This window comes from Planococcus maitriensis, assembly GCF_003289925.1.
GTDB classification, from domain to species: Bacteria; Bacillota; Bacilli; order Bacillales_A; family Planococcaceae; genus Planococcus; species Planococcus maitriensis.
In genome coordinates, this window is sequence record NZ_QLZQ01000002.1 from 107646 (window position 1) to 131813 (window position 24168).

Here is a 24168-nt window from a genome sequence, read left to right on the forward strand (position 1 = left end):
AAAAAGATAATAAGAATATATTACCATTTAAATTGTACATATTTGCCACCACTCTATTGGCGGCATTGATGGATTTTTCACATTGACCTGGAGGTGCTTCTATTCACATGATCATGAAAACGAACAAATTATTCATTCTCTCCGCAACGCTTCTCTGGTTGGCTGGCTGCTCTGCAGCAGATGACAATGCACAGCAAAAAGAAGAAACGGCCGCCGACTCCCCTTCTGCTACGGAAGAATCGGCTGTAGAAATCAATGAAGTCGATACATCTTCGCTTCAATTTTCAACGGTTGAAGAGCGATTGCAGCTGGATTTGGCAAATGCGCCGTATAGCGGTGAACAGTATGAGAAAGACGCCGTGTTGGAACAAATGGCAGATCAGACTGAAAAGCAATCGGCAGAAGCTGTTTATTTGGAAATGCTGGCACTGGCCGGCGAAGATTACCGGGAATTTGAGGAATTTATCTCCAATGTCGATACGTCTTTTGAATCGGCAAGCGCACAGCCGGGCGAAGTGAATGGACAAGGATCGCCTGAACAACAAGTTAATATCGCTGTTCTTTTTGACTCCAGCGGCAGCATGGCAGCTGATGTCGGCGGCATCCCTAAAATTCAATCCGCAAAAGAGGCAGTCGATTCTTTCGTTAGTGGACTGCCTAACTCGGCAAACGTCTCCCTCACGGTATATGGCCATAAAGGGACAGATAAAGCCGCAGATAAAGAACAGTCCTGCGAAGCGATTGAAGAAGTGTACGAATTGGGCGAATTCGATGAAGAGCAGTTCACCGCTGCGCTCGATTCGTTCTCACCTGCGGGTTGGACTCCCCTTGCCTCTGCCTTGGCATCCGCACAGAATCATTTCGATGACCAAAGCGGGGAGTCTGAAAACCTGATCTATGTGGTGAGCGATGGCATGGAGACGTGCAATGGCAACCCGGTGAAACAGGCGGAGCAATTGAACCAGTCCGGCGCAAAAGCGATAGTCAACATCATCGGTTTCGACGTAGAAAATGATGGGCAGAAACAATTGAAAGATGTAGCTGATGCTGGCGACGGCACTTATTCTACCGTGCGCAATGACCAGGAGCTAAAAGCATTTTTTGAGAAGGAAACGACGAGAATCATTAACGAATGGTACCAATGGGAATCCGAGAATCTAAATAAAGTGTACAAGTCCGAAACCGAACGGATCAACGAATTATACGACCAGGAGACCGAATTCATCAATGCGACATATGACGAAGAAACCCGATTCAAGGAACTGAGTTATGAATTAGAAGAAGCTGCCGAAATCGACGGGGCGGCAGTCCGCAAGCTGATTAGCGCGACCGCGATCGATATGAGGCAATTTGCGCGAGAAACTTCCAATGATTTGCGCAAAGAACTTCGCAGCGGCGGCAACGATCATAGAGAAGAAACGCGCGATAAAGCGAAAGAGGAACGTGAAGAGTTGCGGGAAAACGGAGACTGAAACGCTGCGGATTTTCGACTGCGAACCTGTTGGCTTCTTTGACATTTTCGTTGCTTAGGAAGTATAAAAAAGACAGCCAAGGGGCTGTCTTTTTTTCGTGCGGGATTATAATCGGTAAAAAAAGAACTTGCGGGACATTATCAACCCGCTTGCGAATAGCAATAAAGCCACGTACGCTGGCAAGATATGGATAAAGCTCGTATAGCCGATGACGTAATGAATGATGATGGCTGCACCGAACGCCGGCAGGCCGCCAAACAGAAACGTGTACCAGACCCACCGCTGCCCTTCCTGGAATCCCCAAAGCGCGAGCATCAACACGAGCAATCCGACACTGATCAAGGCACTGCCAAGCCCCGCACGGTCATGTGCAATTACAGGGATGAGCCGTTCGTTTATGGAAGCAATTTGTTCAGGGCTCATGCAGATATAGGCGATGTCGGTTTGGACGAATACGCCGTTCACGCCGATCGTCGAAATGACAAGCCCGGCTGCTGCGAGCGCAAATCCGAGTGAGACAAACGCCAGCTGTCCCCACAAGCTTTGTTTCCAGGCTTGGTGGTTCGTGCGGTTGCGCGAAGACGAATGTCCGCTATGATTTTTCGATGCCTGGTAGCCTTTCCAAAAAAACGGCAATAGAATGAGCCAAAGAATGCCGTGGAGCCAATCGAAATAACCGAATCCGATGAACAGTAAAATGCCGAGGAATCCCAATACGCCTGCAAAGTGTATGGCGCGTTTCGCCCATTGCAGGCCGTGACGGACCCCGTGCCTCGCCAATTGCATATAGAGAATGCCGCCCGACACCATGGTCCCGGCAACGGTCATTCGGTCATGCTGCATGAAACGGTAAATATTCGGATTGATCGCCATGAGTTCTTCTCGCGATAAGTTCAAAAATGCCTCGTCATAAGGCATGAGGACGAGGGTCATGCTGACAAGCATGGCCGCGGCCCCGCCAAGGAACATGAACAATCCGAATAGCCAATGCCAAATCCAGCCATCGTACACTGGAGGCGAAGCTGTTCGTTGGTCGAGCAAGCCTTCATTGATGCGTTTCGGCAATCCGGGTCCGGTCCTGACATACCCGCTAGAGAGCATCATTAAATCCACTCCAGCCCCGTATAAAGCCAGCGCATCTTTCGGCTCAACGATACCGCCCGAGACGATGACCGGCACTTTGCTGTGCTGTCGGATGGCGGATACTTGTTCAGCCAGCAGTCCAGCTTGTTCGATCGGATATTCAATGCCTTCGCCCGTGTCTATTCCCAGTTCATCGATGACGATTCCATCTATGTATGACTCAGTAACCGCCAACTCCAAAATAGCCGCATCGATTCTACGCACGGAATAAGCGCATAATATCGGCTTGCCGTTAATCGCTTCTTTTAAAGACTTCCGCTGTTCCTCGCTGAACGGCTCTTCAATGATAAACGCTTCTCCATACGCGGACAGCTTGTTCAATAAAGAACACGTTTGTTCCAAAGAACCGCTTTTTTCTATCCGGATGAAAATCGGCTTACTGAACGGTTTCAGCTTCTCGAGCTTATCGATCGTTCGCTTGAGGCCCGGTGATTCTAGATGGTATGGAAAAACCAAATGATCTTTTGAGTCGCTGAATGATGGCGAACCCGCTTCCACTGGTTCCCACGACACCGGACCGACCTCGATAAAGCCCATTCCCAAATGGCTGAATGCCTTGGTTCCGGAAAGCAAAGGGTCGATTTTTCCGCTTAAGCCGACGGGGTTGGCGATCTTTAACCCAAAAATCTCCGTTTCCAGCTGCTTGGCTGGAGCCGTGTGCCCCAAATATTCAATCAACTTGCTGCCGCCAGGAATTGAGGCAATTCTGTGCATGCCCTTATGGATAAATTCTCTCCCGGCTTTTGCCGGCAAGCGGGAAAGTGCCGGTTCAAACATCGTATGATAAGTCCAATCCGGCAAGAAAATCACGTCCTAAATCAAAGTATGCTGTTATTCTATCGCATTTCACAAGGCGAAAGCGCAAATTTCATGAAAAAACCGTTTAGATCCACACATCATTTTCTGCCGTCTATCCACTTTGAATATCGCCTGTATTGACGACGCCTTTAGGTTCAACTAGCAAGATGCTCGCATGCGACTCGGCAAATGGCTTGTGCTCCGTATTTTTTTGAATGACAAACATTTCGCCTTCTAACACAATCTGCATGGACCGTTTTAAATCCCGGACCGGTTAATGCGCTTCGTAAAGGCCCTTAATCATTGATTTGCCTCCTGTCTCTTTATTATCGTTTCTATCTTTCTCAAGCTTTGTCCAATGTGCAATTGCCCATGGAGGCTTTGCACAGACGAGCGAAGTCGTTTTGTAAATATTGATCTTTATTCAATAGTTGAACCCATTTTTTTGTTCGCCACCGCTTCTTTTAATACTAACAACGCTATTTCATGGTCATTCATCACATATGGAACTTCTTCCGGCTCTACCCAAATGCGCGCGGTGGTCTCGTGTTGACGCAAAAACGGAAAACATTTCGTAATATCCACTCGGTAGAAAAGTTGATATCCGATTTTTGGGTATTTACCATTTTCCATAAATCTCTCGTTTTCCGAATGGTCCACTTTAATTGCACCGATATAAGCGAGATCTCCCTCTATGTATGCTTCTTCGTATATTTCCCGGCGCAATGCCTGTTCAGGAACTTCCCCTTTTTCTATGTGGCCGCCGGGAACATTAAACCCTCGCCCATTTACTTGAACAAGCACAAGTTTTCCATCGAAAAAGCAGTAGCCGTGAACACTTGTCACGAGGTCGCTTGCTTTGAGCTGTTCATAGGGCTGCCAGGTCAGGCTTATAATCTGTCCGTCCCAATCTACAAAAGTTTGATTTTCCATGCGGCACCTCTATTTCCTTTTGATTGCATTATCGGAAGGTGAGTTTATTCTTGCATATTAAGACAAGCTATTCTGCAACACAAGTTCACTACTGCAGCATCTCTTTCAATATCCGCAAATTGGCTTCATAGAACGTAAAATTCTTCTTTAGGCCCCGCCTTTGGCTCCAGCCGATGCTGTTAAAAGCATCAATGAAACGATAAAAAGGCAAGACGGCTCGCAAATCGATCATCGGCCGGATGCTATTATAGCCCTCCTCATAAGAGTCGAGCAAGACAGGGTCTGCTTTTAAAAAATCACGGTGAATTTTAGTGAAATCAATTTCTGTCGACCCGAAGCGCACACTTTCAAAATCGATCATGCCGGAAACCTGGCCTTCATCTACAATGATATTAGCTGGGCGGAAATCCATATGGACGAAACTCGGCCCGTCCGGTTCTGGAAGCTCGCCTTTCATCTCCTCAAACTTGCGCAAGCTGGCCATATACAAATCTTCATCCAATACTTCTTTTACATCTTCCGCAAAGCTATAAAACTGTTTCGCGATAAATTCATGCCAATTGGGGAATTCGTTTTGTATAGCGCCGAGTGCTGTCTTGTTAGAAGGTGTGATTTGATGCATAGATGCTTGCATGGCGCCGATTTGATACGCAATTTCCGGAGAAGCTGTTGCGGACAAAGGCTTCCCTTTTAGTTCGGACAGCAGAAAAGCCCGCGGACATTTATCGTCACCCGCCCAATGATCGAGCAGCTGTGGAATCGGGACATGCCCAGCGAGGATTTTATAAGCAGACAGCTCGCGCTCGTATTTTACGCGGGTATACGGGATTTTCACGAAGACGGATTCGCCATTTTGCAGGGTGCATTTGTAAACCATTGAACTGAAAGAATCTTCGACTTCGTTAATGGAAATTGCTTGCAGCTTGAATTGTTTTAACACCTGATTCAGCATAGGCCGCTCACCTCAGTTCTTAGTCATGTCTTGACTTCCTTTTGTCCAGATAGCTAACAGAATGGATAGCGATTTCTAAAAACATTAAGTATTTATTGACCATTTTGCCGACAGCTTGTGGGCCGAATAATAAAACGAGTTTCATACTGACTCTTAATGTGTATGCCAGCAATCTATCCAGCCCAGCATTGACCTGCACTTATAAATATTAGTTTATCAAAAGCTCTTTAACATTCATGTTGTTTTCAGAACCTTCCCGCAAAAGCTCCCTCGCCCATATAACAAATTAATCGGCAAATCAGAAAAACCCGAAGCCATTAGCTTCGGGTTTTGTCGTTATTTCATATGCTTGCGCTGGAAATCGGAAATGCTTTCGTATTCCTCTTTCAGTAAACGCGACAAACGGATATAGATCGGAAGCAGTTCACGGTAAATATTGCTCGCTTCCGTTTCTGGATGATGCGTATGGGTGCTGCCGATCATGTCAGAGACAATGCTGAAATCCTCAATCTCGCCCGTGGCATACATGCCGAGGACCACGGCGCCGAGACAGGAACTTTCAAAGCTTTCCGGGATGATGACCGGCTTGTCGAAGACGTCTGCTAATAGCTGGCGCCACAACTCTGAGCGGGCAAAACCGCCGGACGCTTGGATGCGTGCCGGCTCTCCCGTCAATTCCTCAACGGCCAATAGCACAGTATACAGATTGAAAACGATGCCTTCTAAAACGGCACGGATCATATGCTGCTTCTGGTGATGGATGCTGAGGCCAAAGAATGAACCTCTCGCGTTGGCATCCCAGAGCGGTGCCCGTTCCCCTGTCAAATAAGGATGGAACAGCAGCCCGTCAGCTCCCGGTTTTACGGTTGCTGCGATTTTCGTCAACACGTCGTACGTATCGATCCCGAGGCGTTTCGCCGTTTCCACTTCAGATGATGCGAATTCATCGCGCAGCCAGCGCAAAATGATGCCGCCGTTATTGACCGGCCCGCCAATGACCCAATGATTTTCCGTCAATACATAACAGAAGGTCCGCTCTTTTGGGTCGGTTTTCGGCACCGGCGATACCGTGCGGATGGCACCGCTCGTCCCGATGGTCACGGCAATGACGCCGGGATCGATGGCATCGACGCCGAGATTGGCCAATACGCCGTCGCTTGCCCCGATGATAAACGGAACGTCTTCCCGGATGCCCATGAACGCAGCGAATTCCGGGGCGACTCCTGTAAACTGCTCGGTCGTCGGCACAAGGCGCGGCAATTTCTCTTTCGTTACACAAGACACATCCAGTGCGCCTTGGTCCCAGTCGAGCTGTTCTAAATTAAACAAGCCGGTAGCGGAGGCGATGGAATGGTCTTCGACATATTCCCCAAAGAACTTATGGAAAATATAGCTCTTGATGCTGATGAACTTCGCGGTAGCTTGGCAGATTTCCGGTTTTTCATCCTGCAGCCACAACAGTTTCGACAGTGGCGACATCGCATGTATCGGCGTGCCGGTGCGCAAATAGATGTCATGGCCGTTCAAGTTTTCTTTGATGTGCTTCGCATGCTTCGAGCTTCTTGTATCTGCCCAAGTGATGCTATTGGTCAACAGCTCCCCTTCGGCGTCCACCGCAATCAGGCTGTGCATCGCCGAGCTGAACGACAAGAGCTTTAATGACTCTTTGCTGATGTCGCTTTTTCTCAAAGTTTCTCTGACTGCTGTCAGGACAGCGCGGAAAATTTCTTCCGGGTCCTGTTCGGCGGTCAATTGGTTCGGCGTATGCAAGGGATAGAAAACAGTATGGCTGTCTTTGGTTAGCCCCGCTTTATTGAATAGGACAGCTTTTGTGGAAGTGGTCCCTATATCGACCCCTAAATAATAGGATTGTGCAGCCATGTTCTTCTTCCTTCCTTATAACAGAAAAAGAAAAAGGAGAATCCCTTTTTCTTTTTCTGTACTCATGTGATAAAGAAACTTAAAACCAATACTACCACGAATCCGGTGAGGCCGATGATGGTTTCCATCACGGTCCAGGATTTCAAGGTGTCTTTGACGCTCATCCCGAAATAACGGTTAACAAGCCAGAAGCCGGAATCGTTTACGTGGGACAAAACCGTAGCGCCTGCAGCGATGGAAATAACAATCAAGCCAAGTGCTGGTCCAGTTGTTCCGGTAATTTCCAGAAGCGGTGCGATCAATCCTGCAGCCGTTACCATAGAAACGGTAGCGGAGCCTTGTGCCACACGGACCGCAGAAGCGATCATGAACGCCAAAACAATCGGCGGAAGCGCAGAATCGCCCATCATTTGGCCAAGCACATCACCTACACCTGAATCGATGAGCACTTGTTTGAACACGCCGCCAGCCCCTGTAACGAGGATGATGATCCCTGCAGGTTCAAGTGCTTTTGTTGCAATGTCTTGAACTTCTTGGCGTGAATAGCCGCGGCGTGTGCCGAGGAAGAAAAACGTCAGAATCGTAGCGATCGTCAAGGCGACGAATGGATGGCCAAGGAAAGTCAAGATCTCACGGATCTGGTTCCCTTCATCCAACACGACGGCTGACAAGGTGTTGAAGAGAATCAACACAAGCGGAATCAAGATCAAGGAAATGATCATGCCGAAGCTCGGCAATTCTTTATCGTATTCCTGTTCTTTGATATCCATGTAATCCGGAATCGTCAAGTGAATGCGCTTCCCTATGTAGCGTCCAAAAACAGGCCCCGCGAGAATCATGGAAGGAATCCCTGCGAGCACCCCGAACAGGATAACCCAGCCAAGTTCCGCCCCGACCAGTTCCGCAACCGCAATCGGCCCCGGAGTCGGCGGGATGAAGCTATGTGTAACAGCGAGGCCCGCCAATAGCGGAATCCCGTAATGCAAAAGCGATTTGCCGGTCTTTTTCGCCAAGCTGTAGACGATCGGCACCAAAATGATGAAACCGACATCGAAGAATACGGGAATGGCAACGATGAAACCTGTAACGCCAAGAGCCCATGGTGCTTTATCTTCCCCGAATTTGGCGATCATCGTTGCCGCTAAGCGCTCAGCGCCGCCGGAAACTTCAAGCATTTTCCCGAACATGGCACCTAGGCCGACGACGACTGCAACAAAGCCGAGTGTCCCGCCCATGCCGTTTTGAATCGATTGAATAACATCCCCAAGCGGCATGCCTGCCGCGATGCCGAGCAGTAAACTTACCAATAATAATGCGACGAATGCGTGCAATTTCGTGCGCATGACCAAAAATAGCAAAACGAAAATGCTTGCGACCGCGATCATGATCAATGTTGAACCAGCCATTTGATTTCCCCCTATCCGATAAACGATGGTTTATTTCTTGACGACTGCGTGCCCGCCGAATTCATTGCGAAGCGCTGCGACGACTTTTCCTGTAAACGTGTCGTCTTCGAGCGAACGGTAGCGCATCATCAGTGACATCGTGATGACCGGTGCCGGCACATTCAAATCAAGTGCCGTTTCCACTGTCCATTTCCCTTCTCCTGAAGAGTTCATGACCCCTTTGATGCCATCGAGTTTTTCGTCTTTCGAGAAAGCGTTTTGCGTCAAGCCCATCAAATAAGAGCTGATGATCGAGCCGTTGTTCCAGACGCCGGCCACTTTTTCATAGTCATAATCGAAATCACTTTTGTGGAGGATATCAAATCCTTCAGCAATCGATTGCATCATGCCGTACTCGATGCCGTTGTGGATCATTTTCATGAAATGCCCGCTGCCTGATTTGCCTGCATAGAGATAGCCGCCTTCGACTGAGATGTCGCGGAACAGCGGTTCGATGTCGTTGAACTTTTCTTCGTCCCCACCGATCATCGCGCAAATCCCGTGGCGCGCGCCTTCCGTTCCACCGCTTGTGCCACAGTCGAAGAAATAAATTCCGCTCGCTTTCAATTCCTCAGCGCGGCGCTCCGATTCCTTGTAGTTCGAGTTGCCTCCGTCAATAATGGCATCGCCTTTGTCCAAAAGCGGCACCAATTGAGCGATGACCGATTCCGTAATTTCTCCGGCCGGCACCATCAACCACATCGTGCGTGGCGCCTGAAGGTTCTGCACTAATTCCTCGAGCGACCCCGCAACTTTGAAACCGCTTACTTCCAAGGCATTTGCATCATGCCCTACCACTGTGTGGCCATGATCTGTTAAATTGAGTGCCAAGTTCTTCCCCATCTTGCCCAATCCGATGATTCCGATTTCCATCATATAACCTCCTGTAGAATAAAAGAATATTTTTCCTTAATGAACTCAGTATATCAAAAATTTTTCCATACACAAGCATGTTATGATAGAAATATAAAAAAACTTCAAGCAACAGAAAGAGGCGTGGCAGAATGAAACAACAACAATTCGCATTGGCAGCCATACGTGGCAATTACCGGAATTTCAGTGAAAAGGAAAAGAAAATCGCCGATTACATCTTGAATGACCCCCGCAACATCATCCATTTGACGATCAACCAAATTGCCGATGAGCTCGGGCTGGCAGAATCGACCGTCTTCCGCTTCTGCCAGCGCCTCGGCTTCAAAGGCTTCCAGGCGTTCAAAATCGCACTGGCCGCCGAAGTCGTGGCGCCACTAAAGGATATCCACGAACAGATCGAAGAAGGCGATGAAGTCAAAACGGTGGCTGAAAAAGTATTCCGTTCCAATATCAAGACGCTAGAAGATACTTTGCAGATCGTCGATGAAGAGGCCCTGAAACAAGCAGTCGCCGCAGTGCTATCCGCCCGCAAGATCGAATTTTTCGGTAACGGCGGGTCTGCGATGATTGCCATGGACGGCTATCATAAATTCGTCCGCCTCGGCCTTCACGTGGCGATGAACATGGATGCGCATCTGCAGCTCATGTCCGCATCGCAGCTCACCAAAGGCGATGTGGCCATTGTCATCTCCCACTCCGGCAGCACGCGCGACGTCCTCGAAGTGCTTCACGTCTTGAAGGAAAAAGAAGTGACGATCGTCTGTGTAACCAATTTCGCTAAATCACCTTTATCCAAAGAGGCGGATATTGTCCTGTACACGTTGTCGGAAGAAACGGATTTCCGCTCGGAAGCCCTCGCTTCCCGCATCGCGCAACTCAGCTTGATCGATGCGCTCTACACGAACGTCATGATCGCACGCGGAGACGAAGGCAAGACGGCACTCCGCCATATGCGTGAAGCCATGTCACAGAAACGCTTGTAGGCATTGGAATCCAGGCAAACAAAAAAGCTGGAACCGTTTCGGGTTCCAGCTTTTCTAGCAATCAAATCAAAGATATCCGTCTCTTCAGCTTTTCGGCTCACTTAGTTTTCTTCACGCGTTGTTTTCTTGAACAGCCAGCGAAATACCGCATACTGAGCCGCAAATAAAAAGAAGGCAGTCAAACATAGATTGATGTAATACCAGATGCCTTCCCCGAAAAAATCCAAGGGCGAAACGGTAGAAGGCCGCTGCGACAGGTAAAGATAATTCGAGCCTGTCTGTGGATTGACCCAAAACCCGATGAGTGCAGCATAGGCGAGCAGAAGGCCGTAAACCGAAAACACCGAGCGCCATGTGAGTGCGTTTGGCTTAGCCAAAGCCAAAAACAAACACGCCCAGGCAATCGCCGTATGATGGACGAAGAATTTCCAGAATCGGTAATGCTGGTAATCATACGGCATATCCGGCGTCACCAGTGCCAAAGCCGCGGGCACGATGCCGATGAAAAAAGATAGGCGGATCCAAAATGGGTGCAAAGTGACTAAGCCGATCATGGCGGTGATAGAAGCGACGCCGCATAGATGGAGCGGCATATAACGGTTGAAGCTCCAATACTCGTGGCTAATGGCCCAATATTGATAGGACACTTCAGAGATGAGCAGCACAAGAAAAAGCAGCCAGCGTAATTGCTGGAACAAGGCATTTTTAGCGGCTAAATTATCTCTCAAAAGGATCAGGCAAAGGAACCCTGTCAAAGCGATTGCCAGTACCACTAGATGGCTTACGGAAAAAAGCTCGAACGGATAATCGGATCTTGCACCAAACCACGTATCCATCGCTGCCCCTCCTTCTGTATCCAGTTCGAAAACCACTTCAATATGCGCTTAAAACCTTATTCCCCTGTCCCTTTCTTCAACACTTTATAAATGTCCTTCTTGTATTGCAGAAACTCTTCTGTCAAAGTGATGTCTTCTGCTCTCGGCCTCGCGAAACCCACTTTAAACTCAGCGAGGACACGCGCAGGTTTTTTTGATAACACCAGAATTCGGTCTGCGAGAAACAAAGCTTCTTCTATATTATGCGTGACGAAAAGAATCGAGCGTTTATTATGCTGCCAAATATCAAGCAGCCATTTCTGCATTTCCGAACGGGTGAATTCATCCAGCGCTGAAAACGGCTCGTCCAGCAAAATGAGCGGCTGTGGGCTCAATAGGCTGCGGATAAAGGCGGCGCGCTGCTTCATGCCGCCGGACAATTGGTGCGGATACGATTGCTCATAACCTGCCAGGCCTGCTTTTTCCATCATTTGAATGGCTGCTTGCTGGTCTTTGTGACCGGCGATCTCAGCCCCTAACAAAACATTGTCCAGCACGGTGCGCCACGGAAGCAGCGACGGGCTTTGCGGCATATAGCTGACGGAGCCTTTTTGGCCGTTGATGTTCTCGCCGCCCAATAGAATACTTCCTGCATCCGGCTCATAAAGCCCGCCAATTAAATGAAATAACGTGCTTTTACCGCTGCCGGAAGGGCCGAGCACGGCGACAAATTCATCGTCTCTTATATTCAATGATAACTCTTTCAGCACTTCGGTCCCATCAAAGCTTTTCGTCAATTGCTCAATCGCCAATTCAGCCATTCAAATTCCCTCCCCCGCTCGTTTTCCAGCGGATGATCCGCTTTTCGAGTAACACAATCGCCGCGAAAAACAGCATGCTCAAACTCATGATCAACAAGATCGCGACAAATACTTGCGTCGTCTGGAACGACGACGAGGCGAGCGTCATATAGACGCCAATGCCCTCCTGCGCACCGAGCCATTCGGAAATGACGGCACCCATGACGCTATAGGTCGCCGCAATTTTCAAGCCCGAGAAGATCGACGGCATCGCATGCGGCCATTCGAGCTTCCAAAAAATCTCGTGTCTGTCGGCTCCGGCCATTTTCATGTAATGAAGCAATTCGCCGCTCGTCTGCCTGAACCCGTCGAGTGCCGCGATGGTGATCGGGAAAAAGCACACGAGAATGATGATGATCAGTTTCGGCAGCAAGCCGAAGCCGAACCAAATGACCAATAGCGGTGCCAACACGATGATCGGGATGTTTTGCGATAATATCAGCAAAGGGTAAAAGGTCTCCCGCAGCTTCGGCACGAGATGGAGCATCATCGCGCCGCCAAGGCCGACCGACGATCCGATGAGAAAGCCGAGGATCGACAGATGGATCGTCGCAAACAAATGCCCGCTGTAGTTTGGCCAACTGTTTACCGCTTCCAGCCCGATTTGATAAGGGTTCGGCAATAACCACTCCGGCACTTCAAAAAGCGGCACCAGCACTTGCCAGATGATCAATAAAAGGATGAGGACCACAATCGGTCTCCATCCTTTTCGCACTAGCATCACGGCCGGTATTTCTCCGTCAAGTTGTCCATCGACGCCCCGCTCGGCTGATACAGCACTTTGATTTGCGAGATGACGTTCGGGCTGCCGCTCCCGATCATCTCCTCGTTCATTTCCTCGACAATCGAAAACAACTGAGCCAGATCCCCTTCCATCGTCGTCTCCAATGGATTGACTTGGTATTTGACGCCTGACTTTTCAATGACGGCAATCGCTTTGTCGACATATGGAATGACATCTTCCCCATTTTTCGTTTTCGGGATGATTTGAATACTTAGTAATGCATTGCCCATCAGTTTTCCACCTCCGGTAAAAATTCATTGGTGTATGCTTGCTCGACGTCCAGTTCCTCATCCAGCAACCCGTTGTCGAACATCCAGGCAGCGTAGTCCGCCCACACTTGCTCTTGCTGTTCGCCGAATCTTGCGGCATCGTCCTGATATTTCGGCGACAGCCATTCCTGGCTCGCTTTCACCAGTTCCGGCTCTAAATCCGGTACCGACTCGATCAAGATGTCCGCTGCTTGTTGCGGCTCATCGATGGCGAATTCATAGCCTGCCGACACAGCTTTAGTGAATGCCCGAACGGTTTTTGGATCTTCTGCGATCATGTTTTCGTTTGTCATCAGGATCGGGGTATAATAATCCAGTTTGTCCGAGTACTCCGTCAAATACTGCATATTCAATTCGTCGCCGCGCAGTTCGGCTTCAATGCCCGTCCAGCCATAATAGATCCACGCAAAATCGATGTCGCGTTCGACCGCCGTGAAAAAGTCGCTGTTGCCGATATTGACGATGTCGACGTTTTCCACATCAGCCGCTTCCTGTTCCATGATGGACCCAAGCACCGCTTTTTCGACTGGCGCTCCCCAGCCGCCGTAAGTCTTCCCTTCGTAATCACTCGGCGATTCGATGCCTTTTTCCTTCGGTGATGCGAACCCGGAAGTATTGTGCTGGATGAGCGCGGCGATCGAAACAATAGGGATGCCCTGCACTCTCGCTTCCGTCAGGCTTTCCTGTGCCCCGATGCCGAATTCCGCCTGGTTGGAAGCAACCAATTGATTGGCGCCCGCTTCACCCGGCAAGATAATCTCGACATCGAGCCCCTGCTCTTCAAAATAGCCCTTTTCCTGTGCCACATACAATCCGGTGTGGTTGGTGTTCGGCGTCCAGTCCAAGACCATCGTTACTTGTTGTAATCCCTGTTGTTCATTCGCCACATCGCTTCCCGGATTTTCCGCTTCTTCTGTGCATGCCGCCATCAGCACTACCGGTGCGATGGCAATCGTCCATTTTTTCATATTGTTTCCCCCTCTGAATGAATCCATAAAAGATGATTTCAGGAGCTGATTCAGGGGACATATCCAATTGCGGATACAAAAAAACGCCCAAGGTTATAGAAACCTTGGGCGCATATCATCGCAGAATAGACCGATTTGAATATGTTCCCTCCGCTGGTATTAGCCAGTTCAGGTTCCAAGGGTCAATATCTCACGGATATTCTCTCAATCGGCAACACCGATTCCCCCACATGTGTTTTATGAAATTAGCATTTGTCTTTCAAGGTCTATCTTGTCACAGTTCACCGAGATGTTCAAGCGCTGTCCGTTATTTTCGCCGTCCCGCACACCGTTTCGCGGAGATTCAATACATTTAAACAGTTTCACTATTAATCCTATACACAGCTTCAAGCAAGGGTATTGTGCATCATTCCGCTGCCTTTATCTTTTCAATCTGCACAAACATCAAAAAAAGCAGGCATTTATCGATTTCCATAAATGCCTGCTTCTTTAAAATCGCTAAGCGCCTTAGATTCATGATATCGACATAAGATTGGCCGCTTTTGGGGAATAATACTAATTCAGCGTCATCTTCATCAGTATCATTTTCCTCATTGCACCCAACTGCTTCAATTTATTCTGCTGCAGTAATCTTATAGATCATACCGCCATCGGTGCTTGCGATAAGCGCGCCATCCTCAGTGACAAGAATGTCACGGAAACGTTGGGATTCTTCAGTCAATAGGCGCTCTTCTCCAACAATGATGTCATCTTCAATAACGACACGCACAATATAATTCGGTGCTAAACCACCGATGAACAGGTTGTTCTCCCATTCAGGAATTGCATCGTTATCATAGAATGACATGCCACTCGGCGCACTTGTTGGGTCCCAATAATATCTTGGTTCTACAAAGCCTTGCGCATCATGTTCTGAGATACCCTCATTGATCAATTCACCAGTATACTCGATACCATAAGAAACAATCGGCCATCCATAGTTATTGGCTGGTTCAATGATATTCAGTTCATCCCCAGCTTGCGGGCCGAATTCCACAATCCATAAGTCTCCGGTTTCAGGGTTGTAGTCTATCCCTTGAATGTTACGGTGACCATAGCTGTAAATCCCGTCCAGTGCGTCTTCATCTTCGATAAATGGATTAGAATCCACTGGTTCTCCGTCCTGTGTAATGTGGATGACTTTACCTAAATAAGCATCCAAGTCTTGTGCACGTTCGCGAATCGGATCATCTGAACGCTCACCTGTCGTTAGGAATAGGTTGCCATCTTCATCAAAGATGATCCGCCCGCCATAGTGCAAGTCACCATCATATGCTGGCGTTGCTTGGAAGATGACTTCAAAATTTTCAAGCGAAGCTTCATCTTCTGATAAAGCACCTTTACCGACAGCCGTTACCGTACCGCCTTCAACATCTTGGGAAAACGTCAGAAATACCATTCTTGATTCGTCAAAATCAGGTGCAACGGTTACATCGAGCAAGCCACCCTGGCCTTCGTTATTTACTTCTGGTGTCCCTTCGATCGGTTCTGAGACAGAGTACTCGTTAAGGTCCACAATAAGGAGTTCTGCTGAATCTCTTTGCGTCACAAGTAAGCGGTTCGCATCAAATTCTTCCATGCCCCAAGACACGCCAAGACCGTCAACCACAACTTCCTCATCAAGTTCCGTTTCAGTCTCTACTGCAGGTGCTCTTGTTTGTTCCGGAAATGCTGGTTCAAACTCAGTGACTTTTGGTTCGGTTTCTGCACTTTCATTAGCGCTTTCATCAGCGCCTTCTTCAGCACTTTCTTCTGTTGTAGCATCCGAGTCAGTGCTTTCTTCTGTTGCAGCGTCCGAGTCATCAGTTGGTTCTTCTTCTGTAGTTTCATCATTGCCGCATGCCGCCAAAGCCAATACAGAGCTTAGCATTGTGAGGGACATTAATCTTGGCCACGAAAATTTGGTCAATGTTGTTCCTCCCCTTTTTTTCTATTTACCACACTATATATTCAGTTCCCCTAAAACCTAATATTAAAACTTGGTTAAGACTTCCAGGTTCTAGTTGAAATATGAAACAGCTTTGAGAACAATGTCATCCTAATTATTTGGAAAGAGAGCGTAAAATATCTTGTGTAAATGAATAAATAGAAAAAGGAAGACCTTTTCTTGTAGAATTAAGTCACCACAACCAATTCACAGAAAAGAGGCCTTCCCTATGACTCAGTTTACAACAGATATTATGCAAGCTCTAGTAAAAAAAGAAGACATCTCCGAAGTTTTCCGTGTGCACTTGGAGACAGCAGTCAATACGCTTCTCCAAACAGAACTCACGGCTTTCCTGGATTACGAAAAACACGATCGCATCGGCTTCAACTCGGGCAACTCCCGCAACGGTGCCTACACGCGGACACTCCATACGGAGTACGGGGATTTGGAGCTTTCGATGCCGCGGGACCGGAACGGCGAATTCAACCAACAGACGGTTGCACCATACAAGCGCTCGAACGATACGCTGGAGTCCTTCGTCATCCACATGTTCCAGAAAGGCGTCACGATGTCCGAAATCTCGGAACTGATCGAGAAGATGTACGGCCATCACTACACGCCGCAAACCATTTCCAATATGACAAAAGCGATGAGCGAACAGGTGGAGGCGTTCAAATCCCGCCCGCTGGACGCCCGCTACGTGTGCGTCTATTTGGATGCAACCTATATTTCACTCAAGCGCGATACCGTATCCAAGGAAGCCGTCTATATTGCCGTCGGCATTCGAGAGGACGGTTCGAAAGAGGTGCTGGCCTATACAGTAGCGCCCACGGAATCCGCATTCGTTTGGGAAGAAGTCCTATTGGACTTGAAGGAGCGTGGCGTCGAAGAGGTGCTTCTGTTTATCTCCGACGGCTTGAAAGGCATCACCGATCGCATCTTCGCGGTCTTTCCGGACGCAAAGTATCAGGCGTGTTGCGTGCACCTGTCGCGTGGCATTGCCCACAAAGTCCGCGTCACCGATCGAAAGGAGATTCTCGACGACTTCAAATCGGTCTACCGGGCAGAGAGCCGGGAACTGGGTGAATCGGCGCTGATAGCCTTTGTCGACAAGTGGAAAACGGCTTACCCCAAAGTGACAAAATCGGTGGAAGCGAATTCGTATATCTTCACCTTCTATGACTTCCCCAAATCCATTTGGCGAAGCATCTATTCAACGAATCTCATCGAGTCGTTCAGCAAGAAAGTGAAGAAATACAGCAAGCGCAAAGAGCAATTCCCGAACGAAGATTCCTTGGATCGTTTCCTGGTTTCCCAGTTCGAAATTTATAATCAGAACTTCTCCACCCGCTGCCATATCGGATTCGATCAAGCTCGTGCAGAGCTGTCTGAGATGTTTAAACAGGCTTAATCAGCATACATACAAGAAAAGGTTTTACTTATTTACACATAATTATTGACGATCTCTTTTCAAATCGTTTTTTATATATTTTTTTAACATACTGCAACTCCTACTCTCTAAAGGCAATAAACTATAGTTCAGCTGATTGTTTACAGTTCATCCAGGAACACCAAAACGGCTTCGTTAATTTGCTTTAGAATAGTAGTGTAATCCTCTGAATTTAAGCCTCCATCAAATATATTCGTCAGAATTGGGCTCACACGATGCATGTCGGTCAAGCCAATATGGCCGCTCCCCATAATATGGACATTTTTATATTGGCCGTTTTCAGCATTAAGGTATTTCCAATTTTGTTCATAAAGTGCCAGCTCATCTAGCACATTCCATATCGAGTCCGAATAAATGTTCAATAGTGGCACAGGATAAGGCTCGTTAGTAAAGTCGTAGGTATTGTTTTCGTTGATATTGGTTATATCCCCACTAAAAGGAGACTCTAAAGCCACTACAGCAGCGATATCTTCCCGCTCACGCCCGAGATTCAGGGCTGCTGTCCCGCCAAGTGAGTGTCCCATCAGGATAACTTCATCAGAATTTGCAGTTTGAAGAAACGGATTCTCGGTTTCCTCTCCTTGAATCTGTTCCAAAACCTGAATGATGTCATCCTCATGAAGCTGTGACCAATTTTCCAAATCAATCAAAGTCTTTTCTAAATCATCACTCCCTTGAGTTCCCAAAACATCCTTCATATAGGCCATGTCGATTCTAATGTTAGATTGATCCTCTAAGCTTGCTGTAAAGGAATGAAAAGGATGACTTAAGCTTGCTACTGCATAACCGTGTGAAGCTAATTCATTGAATAAAGAATCATTAGAATCAGCGACACCAAAAGAACCATGCGAGAACAGAATAAGTTTCCCATTCATGTCATCAATTTTTTCGGGATGCCATAACGAGACAGGTACTTCCCGGTTTCCATCGCTCGTTTCATATTGTTCATTGTTTACAGCATATGTGAAGTAATCTTCTGATTTTCCGACGGAATATTCACCCGTAACTGTTACCAGCGGGTGGACAGGAAATAAGACTTGAAAAGCAGCATATGCCATTAAAACTAAAACGGGAATTATGAATAGCCATTTCTTTCTCCATGGACGTATCTTACGAAGGATTATGAGAATTAAAACAACTCCAGCAATGACCAACAGAGTAAGCCATAAGCTTTCCATAAATTCGCCTCTCCTTCATAGTATTCTGATGTTCAAATAATACTAACTTACATTAAAAACTTTTGACTATAAGGCCTGTAAGGATTCTTCAGGTAAAATCATTATAAGAGTTCTCCTTGTTTATCGGATATCTGAACATACAATGCTTTACTGGCATGGGTGTTCACCATACAGGCCCTTCAGAAAAGATCATTTCTTCAACAGCAGTCCAGAATCGCTTGTTCTATATGTAAACTTCCCACCAGTTGAGAAATTATCAACTCAGTAAAAGTGATTAAGAATTCCTATTCTGTTAACCCAACCCTATACTTAAATTTAATTAAAGTAAATATTTTTTGATTATTGTTAATTTTAAGATTATTTAAGTTAGGGTAAAAACAAACCTCTGCCTTTTCGAATTAAAAATTTAATGTAAACTAAGATAGCTTGCTAATGAAAAAAGACCGTGAGTTAAATAAGTAAGCTGAAAGGAAACCCTATTAGGATAAACTTCAAAACAAGCCCCTCTAATTCGAAATACGAAATACTTTAAAATTTATCGTAAGATCACATTTTGCCAACACCAGAAAATCCCCCTATGACTTCTTAAAGAACGTTTGTAAAGCGGCAAAACACGTTACGAACGTTCGCTAGATCACACCAACTTTAAGGAATTCCTATGTTTAGAAAGAAATAGTTCTGTTCATAATGAAAACCGCTAGCCAGAGTGTCTAATCAGACACTTTGGCTAGCGGTTTCAATATTGTTATTCGTAAATGCCTACCTCGTCAAATCCTTTAGCTGTGGCTTTTTCTTCTGCGCTGCCTTCTCCGTAAATATCAGCCGCTGATTGGATAATGAGCTTGCGGGCTTCGCTGAAGTCGGAAGTTGGCGTCAAATAGACCGTCAATGCGCGGTAGAAGATCTGTCCCAGTTTTTCTTTGCCGATTTCTTCGCCGATCAAGTAAGCAGCGTGGTTGGTGATCGATGAATTGATATGGACGCCGCCATTATCCAAATGTATCGGCAGTTCATAGAATTCGTCCATATGGGAAGGATACATCCCCTCGCCATTTCCATACGGCACATAATCTTTATTGACAGGGTATTTGCTCGGGTCGCTTAGGCTGCGCAACGATTCCCTGCCGTCCGCTTTGGCGTCAGGGCCCATGATGTCTTCCCCGACTTCCCAATCGTCTTCATCAACCAGTGCCCCGAAAATGTCTGCGAAGGATTCGTTCAAGGCGCCTGATTCAAAACGGTACTGCAGATTGGCCGAGTTGGAGATCACGCCGTGCGTCATTTCATGTGCGGCCACGTCAAGCCCCGCAGATAGCGGCACCATGAACGATCCGTCACCATCGCCATAAGTCATATGGCGGCCATTCCAGAATGCATTATTGTAGCTGTCGCCGTAATGGACGTAGGAGATAATTGCCATTCCGTTGTCATCGAGAGAGTTGCGGTCATGCTCATCATGGAAATATTCAAAGACTTGTTCCGAATTGTAATGGGCATCAACACCGGCGTGCAAGTATTCTTCTTTCCATGATGCACTATGGTTCGTCATGATTTCCCCGTCGTTTGCATCGAAAGTATAGATTCCCTCCAAGCCTTCATGGGACTCATCGGATAAACTGAAAGTTGTGCCGCCATGGGCTTCTTTGCTCTTGGTCGTGTGAATTTTGCGCTGCTCGCCAAGTACGCCGGTTCCGACGGATTGATGGATGTCTTCGGCATGCATGATCGCGTTATACCGGTCGATGACGTCGCCGCTTTTCGCATCCACAAACACGAACCAGTTGCCGGGCTTGTCCCCAAGGAAGTTGACATTGACTTTATATGCCAGGTGGTTTTCGCCTTCGAATGGATAGACGACCACTTCCGACTCCGGTGCATATTCGAGTTGTTCCGGTGCGTCGACCGCTCCTTTAGCCGTTTGGATGGCCTTCATGACGCTTACAGCCGGTGTCGTGTCGATACTGCGTGAAGCGGCTTCAGGGAAATAGCCCCCGTTGACGGAAACCAATTCATCTTGGGCGTTGTAATGGACCACTACTTCCGCGCCTTCTACCGGCACGCCATTGACTGCCTGATTAAAGCGCACATGCGTCATGCCGAGCGCATCCTTCTCAATCGCTTTTTGTTTCAAGTTTTTCTTAGGGTTTTTCAAGCCGGTCTTATTTTCATTTTCCGCCAGATAATCCAGCGCATTCGACGCATTGCTGGCAGCCCGCTTCTCGGCGAATTTCTCCTTCACAAATACAGGGACATTGGCATTCTCATTCCATGTTTTCTCAGTGGCGCCGTTACCTTGCTGGCCGTTTGCCAACGCGTTGCTTGCCGTGAATGAACTTGCGACGAGTGCAGACGATAAAATCACAGGTACAATGTACTTTTTCTTCAATTTTTTTCCTCCTCGACGTTGATAAAATTTAGTATAACGAAATAAATTTATCCAATCAATAAGATTACAGACAATTTGATATATTTGAAAAATTGTACCTACTATTCAAAAACGGATTTCTATCTTTATCCTCAATGGAAAATGATGGGTTATCAAAAAGGCATCGCTGAACAAGAACAAAGTCCTAAAATCCCCCAGGAAGTTTTTAACTCTATGTTCCCCATCAGCCATTCCATCTGCTTCAGGCATGCCAGTTTCTTTGAATGGCCTTGCGGAAAAACAAAAACGGAACTGCAGTCTCACCTGCAATTCCGTTGCTGTTTTCTTATTTGGCCCGTCTTTTATCGCCCAGCTCGCCATGAACAGGCGGTATTTTCAAGATCCACTGTGAGAATGGCTTCGCTAAAAATCCCTCCACTATTCAATGTTCGAAGCTGCAGTTGGGATCGGCGAACCGGCTAACGCTTAAAGCACTTAGTTCAGGCCGTGGCTGATCATTGCGTCAGCAACTTTCTTGAACCCTGCGATATTGGCTCCGATGATCAAGTTGCCCGGCGCCCCATATTGTGACGCAGTGTCGCTGCACGTCTTGTAAATGTTCTTCATGACCTGCAGGAGTTTTTCATCCACTTCTTCGGCTGTCCACGAGTAACGCATGCTGTTTTGGGACATCTCCATAGCAGAGACCGCAACGCCGCCAGCATTGGCTGCTTTTGCCGGCGCAAACAATACGCGGTTGTTGACCAACACCCGGACAGCTTCTTCAGTACAAGGCATATTCGCGCCTTCCCCAACGGCTTTCGCACGGTTTTCGACAAGCGCCAGGGCACTTTCCCTGTCGATTTCGTTTTGTGTGGCACAAGGAAGGGCGATATCACACGGAATTTTCCAGATGTCCGATCGGTTCGTGCCATATTGGGCATTGGGGTGGCTTTCGAGGTAATGGTAAATCCGTTTTCTTTCAACTTCCTTCAATTGCCTGACCGTTTCGACATTGATGCCGTCCGGGTCATAGATATAGCCTTCCGAATCACTGCATGCAACCACCGTAGCGCCGAATTCAGCAGCTTTCTCCATTGCATAAATCGAAACATTGCCAGAGCCCGATACGATAACTTTGCTGCCCTTGAATGATAGGTTCCGGTCTTTCAGCATCTCCTCAACAAAATAGACTGTTCCGTATCCCGTCGCTTCCTTGCGGATCAGGCTTCCGCCGTTATCCGGATTTTTCCCGGTGAAGACCCCGGCCTCAGAAGCATTGCGAAGACGCTTATACTGGCCGACCATATAGCCGATTTCCCGTTTGCCGACTCCGATGTCCCCTGCTGGCACGTCGATATCCGGACCGATGTGGCGTGTCAGCTCCGTCATGAAACTTTGGCAGAAGCGCATGATTTCCCGGTCCGATTTTCCTTTCGGGTCAAAATCGGCGCCGCCTTTGCCGCCGCCGATCGGCAATCCAGTCAATGCATTCTTGAAAATTTGCTCAAATCCCAGGAATTTAACGACGCTGGCCGTCAAAGACGGATGGAAACGCAGGCCGCCCTTGAATGGCCCAAGCGTGCTATTGAATTGCACACGATAGCCCCGGTTGATATGGACATTCCCTGAATCATCTTCCCAGGTTACCCGGAAAGCGATCAGGCGTTCCGGTTCGGAAATACGTTCCAAGATGCCTTGTTCCACATATTCGGGATGCTGTTCAAATACCGGCTGCAGCGATTCGAAAACTTCCCAAGTCGCCTGCAGGAATTCCGCTTCTCCAGGATTGCGTTCTTCGAGTTTTTTATGTATAGCTTTTATGTATTCAGAAGACGAGTGCTTTTCGATGGTCTTATCCGTTAAAGTATGTGGCAACTTTCTTCAATCCTCTCTTGTATCAGCTGTAATGTAGTGCGTGAATAATAATCCAAATTTTTAAATATTTAAGGCTTATTATACAAACAGTTTCAATCGGGCGCAAACCCATTTTTTTCTAATGCCTTGTTATGGAACGGTCGTTCAAGGAATGTGACGTTAAAGAAAGCGCTGCCATCTGCACTAACTCGCTGTATTGGTTTTATAGCGAAAAATCTGATATATTCCGTAAAAAAACGCCCGCTTCTTGAAAAACGAAAGAGATTTTGATGTCCGTGACTCCGCTTCCGAATTTTCGCGAGTTTCCCATTTCCCGTATTGATGGGATGATTTTTCCCTGATGAAAACTGACAATTGTATTTAGAAGCGGCAGGCGGCATCTGCAAAGTCCATCCATAGTCAAAAAGGCTACCCGAGAACCGGATAGCCTTTGCAGTGTTTTCTATGGAATACGTTATTTTCATTTGACGTTTTCCAGTGCATCTTTCGACAGGCCTTCTTGTTTTTTAATGATGGACAAGGATCCGTCACCCTCAAGCACAATCGCTTCTACTTGCTCGAAAGAACTCAAGCCTTGCTGCCGGACTTTTCCCCGCAGGTCATCTTTTCGGATGCGATGTTTTTGTATGCTCTTTTCATCAAACTCACCGTTACGGTAAATGAAACTTGGGCTGGCTTTGATCATTTGGGTAAAGCCTTTGGAATTCACTGATAGTTTCGAAACAATATATTGCAGCAAAGTGAGCATGAACAAGACAACCGCCCCGTCTGCAAAAGATACTTTGTCGCTAGTAATGATACTGCCTAAAGTCGCCCCGTATGTCACCGTTATGATGAAGTCAAAGATATTCACATTGGTTAAACTGCGTTTTCCGGAACTCCTCAAAAGCAGGATGAGGAAAGGATATGCCAATAAGGACATGATCGCGATGCGCAGCACGCTTTTCCAGCCATCGAATAAAATCGTATCAAGCATTTCAAGCCCCCCTTCCTTGTAACCAGGGATTCTTCTTATGCTCCACAAATACCCGCCCCTTGCTTCGTTAAACGGTTGCAGAGTAAACAAGAAATGAAGAACCCTTCGACTTAAAATGAGCTTCCAGTCTTAAAAACTGATGGCCCCATTGAAGCCAGCTATCTTGGCAATTTGCCAAC

At 47.4% G+C, this 24168-nt stretch carries 19 protein-coding genes, 1 pseudogene and 1 riboswitch; of the genes and pseudogenes, 3 read left to right on the forward strand and 17 right to left on the reverse strand.

Annotated elements, in window-relative coordinates; all coding sequences use genetic code 11:
* The first annotated feature begins 107 nt into the window (after window positions 1-107).
* Window positions 108-1472 (forward strand): vWA domain-containing protein, encoded by a 1365-nt coding sequence (locus DP119_RS06900; protein ID WP_068869137.1) that lies wholly within the window; start codon window positions 108-110, stop codon window positions 1470-1472.
* Window positions 1473-1577: 105 nt separating this feature from the next.
* Here the strand turns inward: DP119_RS06900 and DP119_RS06905 are convergent, their stop codons facing one another.
* From DP119_RS06905 to gnd, 7 genes and pseudogenes are all read right to left on the reverse strand, one after another.
* A complete protein-coding gene (locus DP119_RS06905; RefSeq protein WP_338066447.1) occupies window positions 1578-3425 on the reverse strand; it encodes a beta/alpha barrel domain-containing protein in 1848 nt (615 codons plus the stop codon).
* Between the two features lie 100 nt (window positions 3426-3525).
* Window positions 3526-3648: pseudogene (locus DP119_RS15980) on the reverse strand (cupin domain-containing protein); the annotation flags it as partial.
* Between the two features lie 185 nt (window positions 3649-3833).
* Window positions 3834-4346: an NUDIX domain-containing protein gene (locus DP119_RS06910; protein WP_112232176.1), complete on the reverse strand. Its 513-nt coding sequence runs from the start codon at window positions 4344-4346 to the stop codon at window positions 3834-3836.
* Between the two features lie 88 nt (window positions 4347-4434).
* Entirely contained in the window at window positions 4435-5298 is an 864-nt protein-coding gene (locus DP119_RS06915) for a phosphotransferase family protein (RefSeq protein WP_068869134.1), read from the reverse strand.
* A gap of 336 nt (window positions 5299-5634) precedes the next feature.
* Window positions 5635-7179, reverse strand: coding sequence for a gluconokinase (gntK, locus tag DP119_RS06920; RefSeq protein WP_112232178.1), 1545 nt, complete (start codon window positions 7177-7179; stop codon window positions 5635-5637).
* Window positions 7180-7241: 62 nt separating this feature from the next.
* Complete coding sequence (locus tag DP119_RS06925) at window positions 7242-8585, reverse strand: GntT/GntP/DsdX family permease (RefSeq protein ID WP_112232180.1); 1344 nt, start codon at window positions 8583-8585, stop codon at window positions 7242-7244.
* Window positions 8586-8615: 30 nt separating this feature from the next.
* Window positions 8616-9497 (reverse strand): phosphogluconate dehydrogenase (NAD(+)-dependent, decarboxylating), encoded by an 882-nt coding sequence (gene gnd / locus DP119_RS06930; protein ID WP_112232182.1) that lies wholly within the window; start codon window positions 9495-9497, stop codon window positions 8616-8618.
* A gap of 131 nt (window positions 9498-9628) precedes the next feature.
* Here gnd and DP119_RS06935 point away from each other — a divergent pair, with 131 nt between their 5' ends.
* Complete coding sequence (locus DP119_RS06935; RefSeq protein WP_112232183.1) at window positions 9629-10480, forward strand: MurR/RpiR family transcriptional regulator; 852 nt, start codon at window positions 9629-9631, stop codon at window positions 10478-10480.
* Between the two features lie 101 nt (window positions 10481-10581).
* On the opposite strand, the gene DP119_RS06940 is transcribed toward DP119_RS06935, so the two are convergent.
* The 6 genes from DP119_RS06940 to DP119_RS06965 form a co-directional block, all read right to left on the reverse strand.
* A complete protein-coding gene (locus DP119_RS06940) occupies window positions 10582-11316 on the reverse strand; it encodes a YwaF family protein (RefSeq protein WP_112232185.1) in 735 nt (244 codons plus the stop codon).
* A gap of 56 nt (window positions 11317-11372) precedes the next feature.
* On the reverse strand, window positions 11373-12116 hold the full coding sequence (locus DP119_RS06945; protein WP_112232187.1) for an ABC transporter ATP-binding protein: 744 nt from the start codon (window positions 12114-12116) through the stop codon (window positions 11373-11375).
* Window positions 12109-12876, reverse strand: a complete 768-nt coding sequence (locus tag DP119_RS06950; RefSeq protein WP_112232661.1) for an ABC transporter permease — start codon at window positions 12874-12876, stop codon at window positions 12109-12111. Before DP119_RS06950 ends, DP119_RS06945 begins: the two co-directional genes overlap by 8 nt.
* Entirely contained in the window at window positions 12876-13169 is a 294-nt protein-coding gene (locus DP119_RS06955) for a thiamine-binding protein (RefSeq protein WP_112232188.1), read from the reverse strand. The genes DP119_RS06950 and DP119_RS06955 overlap by 1 nt, the downstream gene beginning before the upstream one ends.
* Window positions 13169-14176, reverse strand: a complete 1008-nt coding sequence (locus DP119_RS06960; RefSeq protein WP_112232190.1) for an ABC transporter substrate-binding protein — start codon at window positions 14174-14176, stop codon at window positions 13169-13171. The genes DP119_RS06955 and DP119_RS06960 overlap by 1 nt, the downstream gene beginning before the upstream one ends.
* Window positions 14177-14304: 128 nt before the next feature.
* Window positions 14305-14414, reverse strand: a riboswitch (TPP riboswitch).
* Window positions 14415-14789: 375 nt separating this feature from the next.
* Entirely contained in the window at window positions 14790-16124 is a 1335-nt protein-coding gene (locus tag DP119_RS06965) for a PQQ-dependent sugar dehydrogenase (protein ID WP_112232192.1), read from the reverse strand.
* Between the two features lie 247 nt (window positions 16125-16371).
* Between DP119_RS06965 and DP119_RS06970 the strand changes: the two genes are divergently transcribed.
* Window positions 16372-17553 carry an IS256 family transposase gene (locus tag DP119_RS06970; protein ID WP_112232194.1) on the forward strand — a complete coding sequence of 394 codons (1182 nt, stop codon included), beginning with the start codon at window positions 16372-16374 and terminating at the stop codon, window positions 17551-17553.
* Window positions 17554-17693: 140 nt separating this feature from the next.
* On the opposite strand, the gene DP119_RS06975 is transcribed toward DP119_RS06970, so the two are convergent.
* From DP119_RS06975 to DP119_RS07000, 4 genes are all read right to left on the reverse strand, one after another.
* Window positions 17694-18770, reverse strand: coding sequence for an alpha/beta hydrolase family protein (locus DP119_RS06975; protein ID WP_112232196.1), 1077 nt, complete (start codon window positions 18768-18770; stop codon window positions 17694-17696).
* 745 nt (window positions 18771-19515) lie between these two features.
* Entirely contained in the window at window positions 19516-21156 is a 1641-nt protein-coding gene (locus DP119_RS06980) for a M4 family metallopeptidase (RefSeq protein WP_112232198.1), read from the reverse strand.
* Window positions 21157-21630: 474 nt separating this feature from the next.
* Window positions 21631-22986, reverse strand: a complete 1356-nt coding sequence (gene gdhA, locus DP119_RS06990) for an NADP-specific glutamate dehydrogenase (RefSeq protein ID WP_420812296.1) — start codon at window positions 22984-22986, stop codon at window positions 21631-21633.
* Window positions 22987-23473: 487 nt separating this feature from the next.
* Window positions 23474-23989 (reverse strand): DUF421 domain-containing protein, encoded by a 516-nt coding sequence (locus tag DP119_RS07000; RefSeq protein ID WP_112232206.1) that lies wholly within the window; start codon window positions 23987-23989, stop codon window positions 23474-23476.
* Window positions 23990-24168 lie beyond the last annotated feature (179 nt).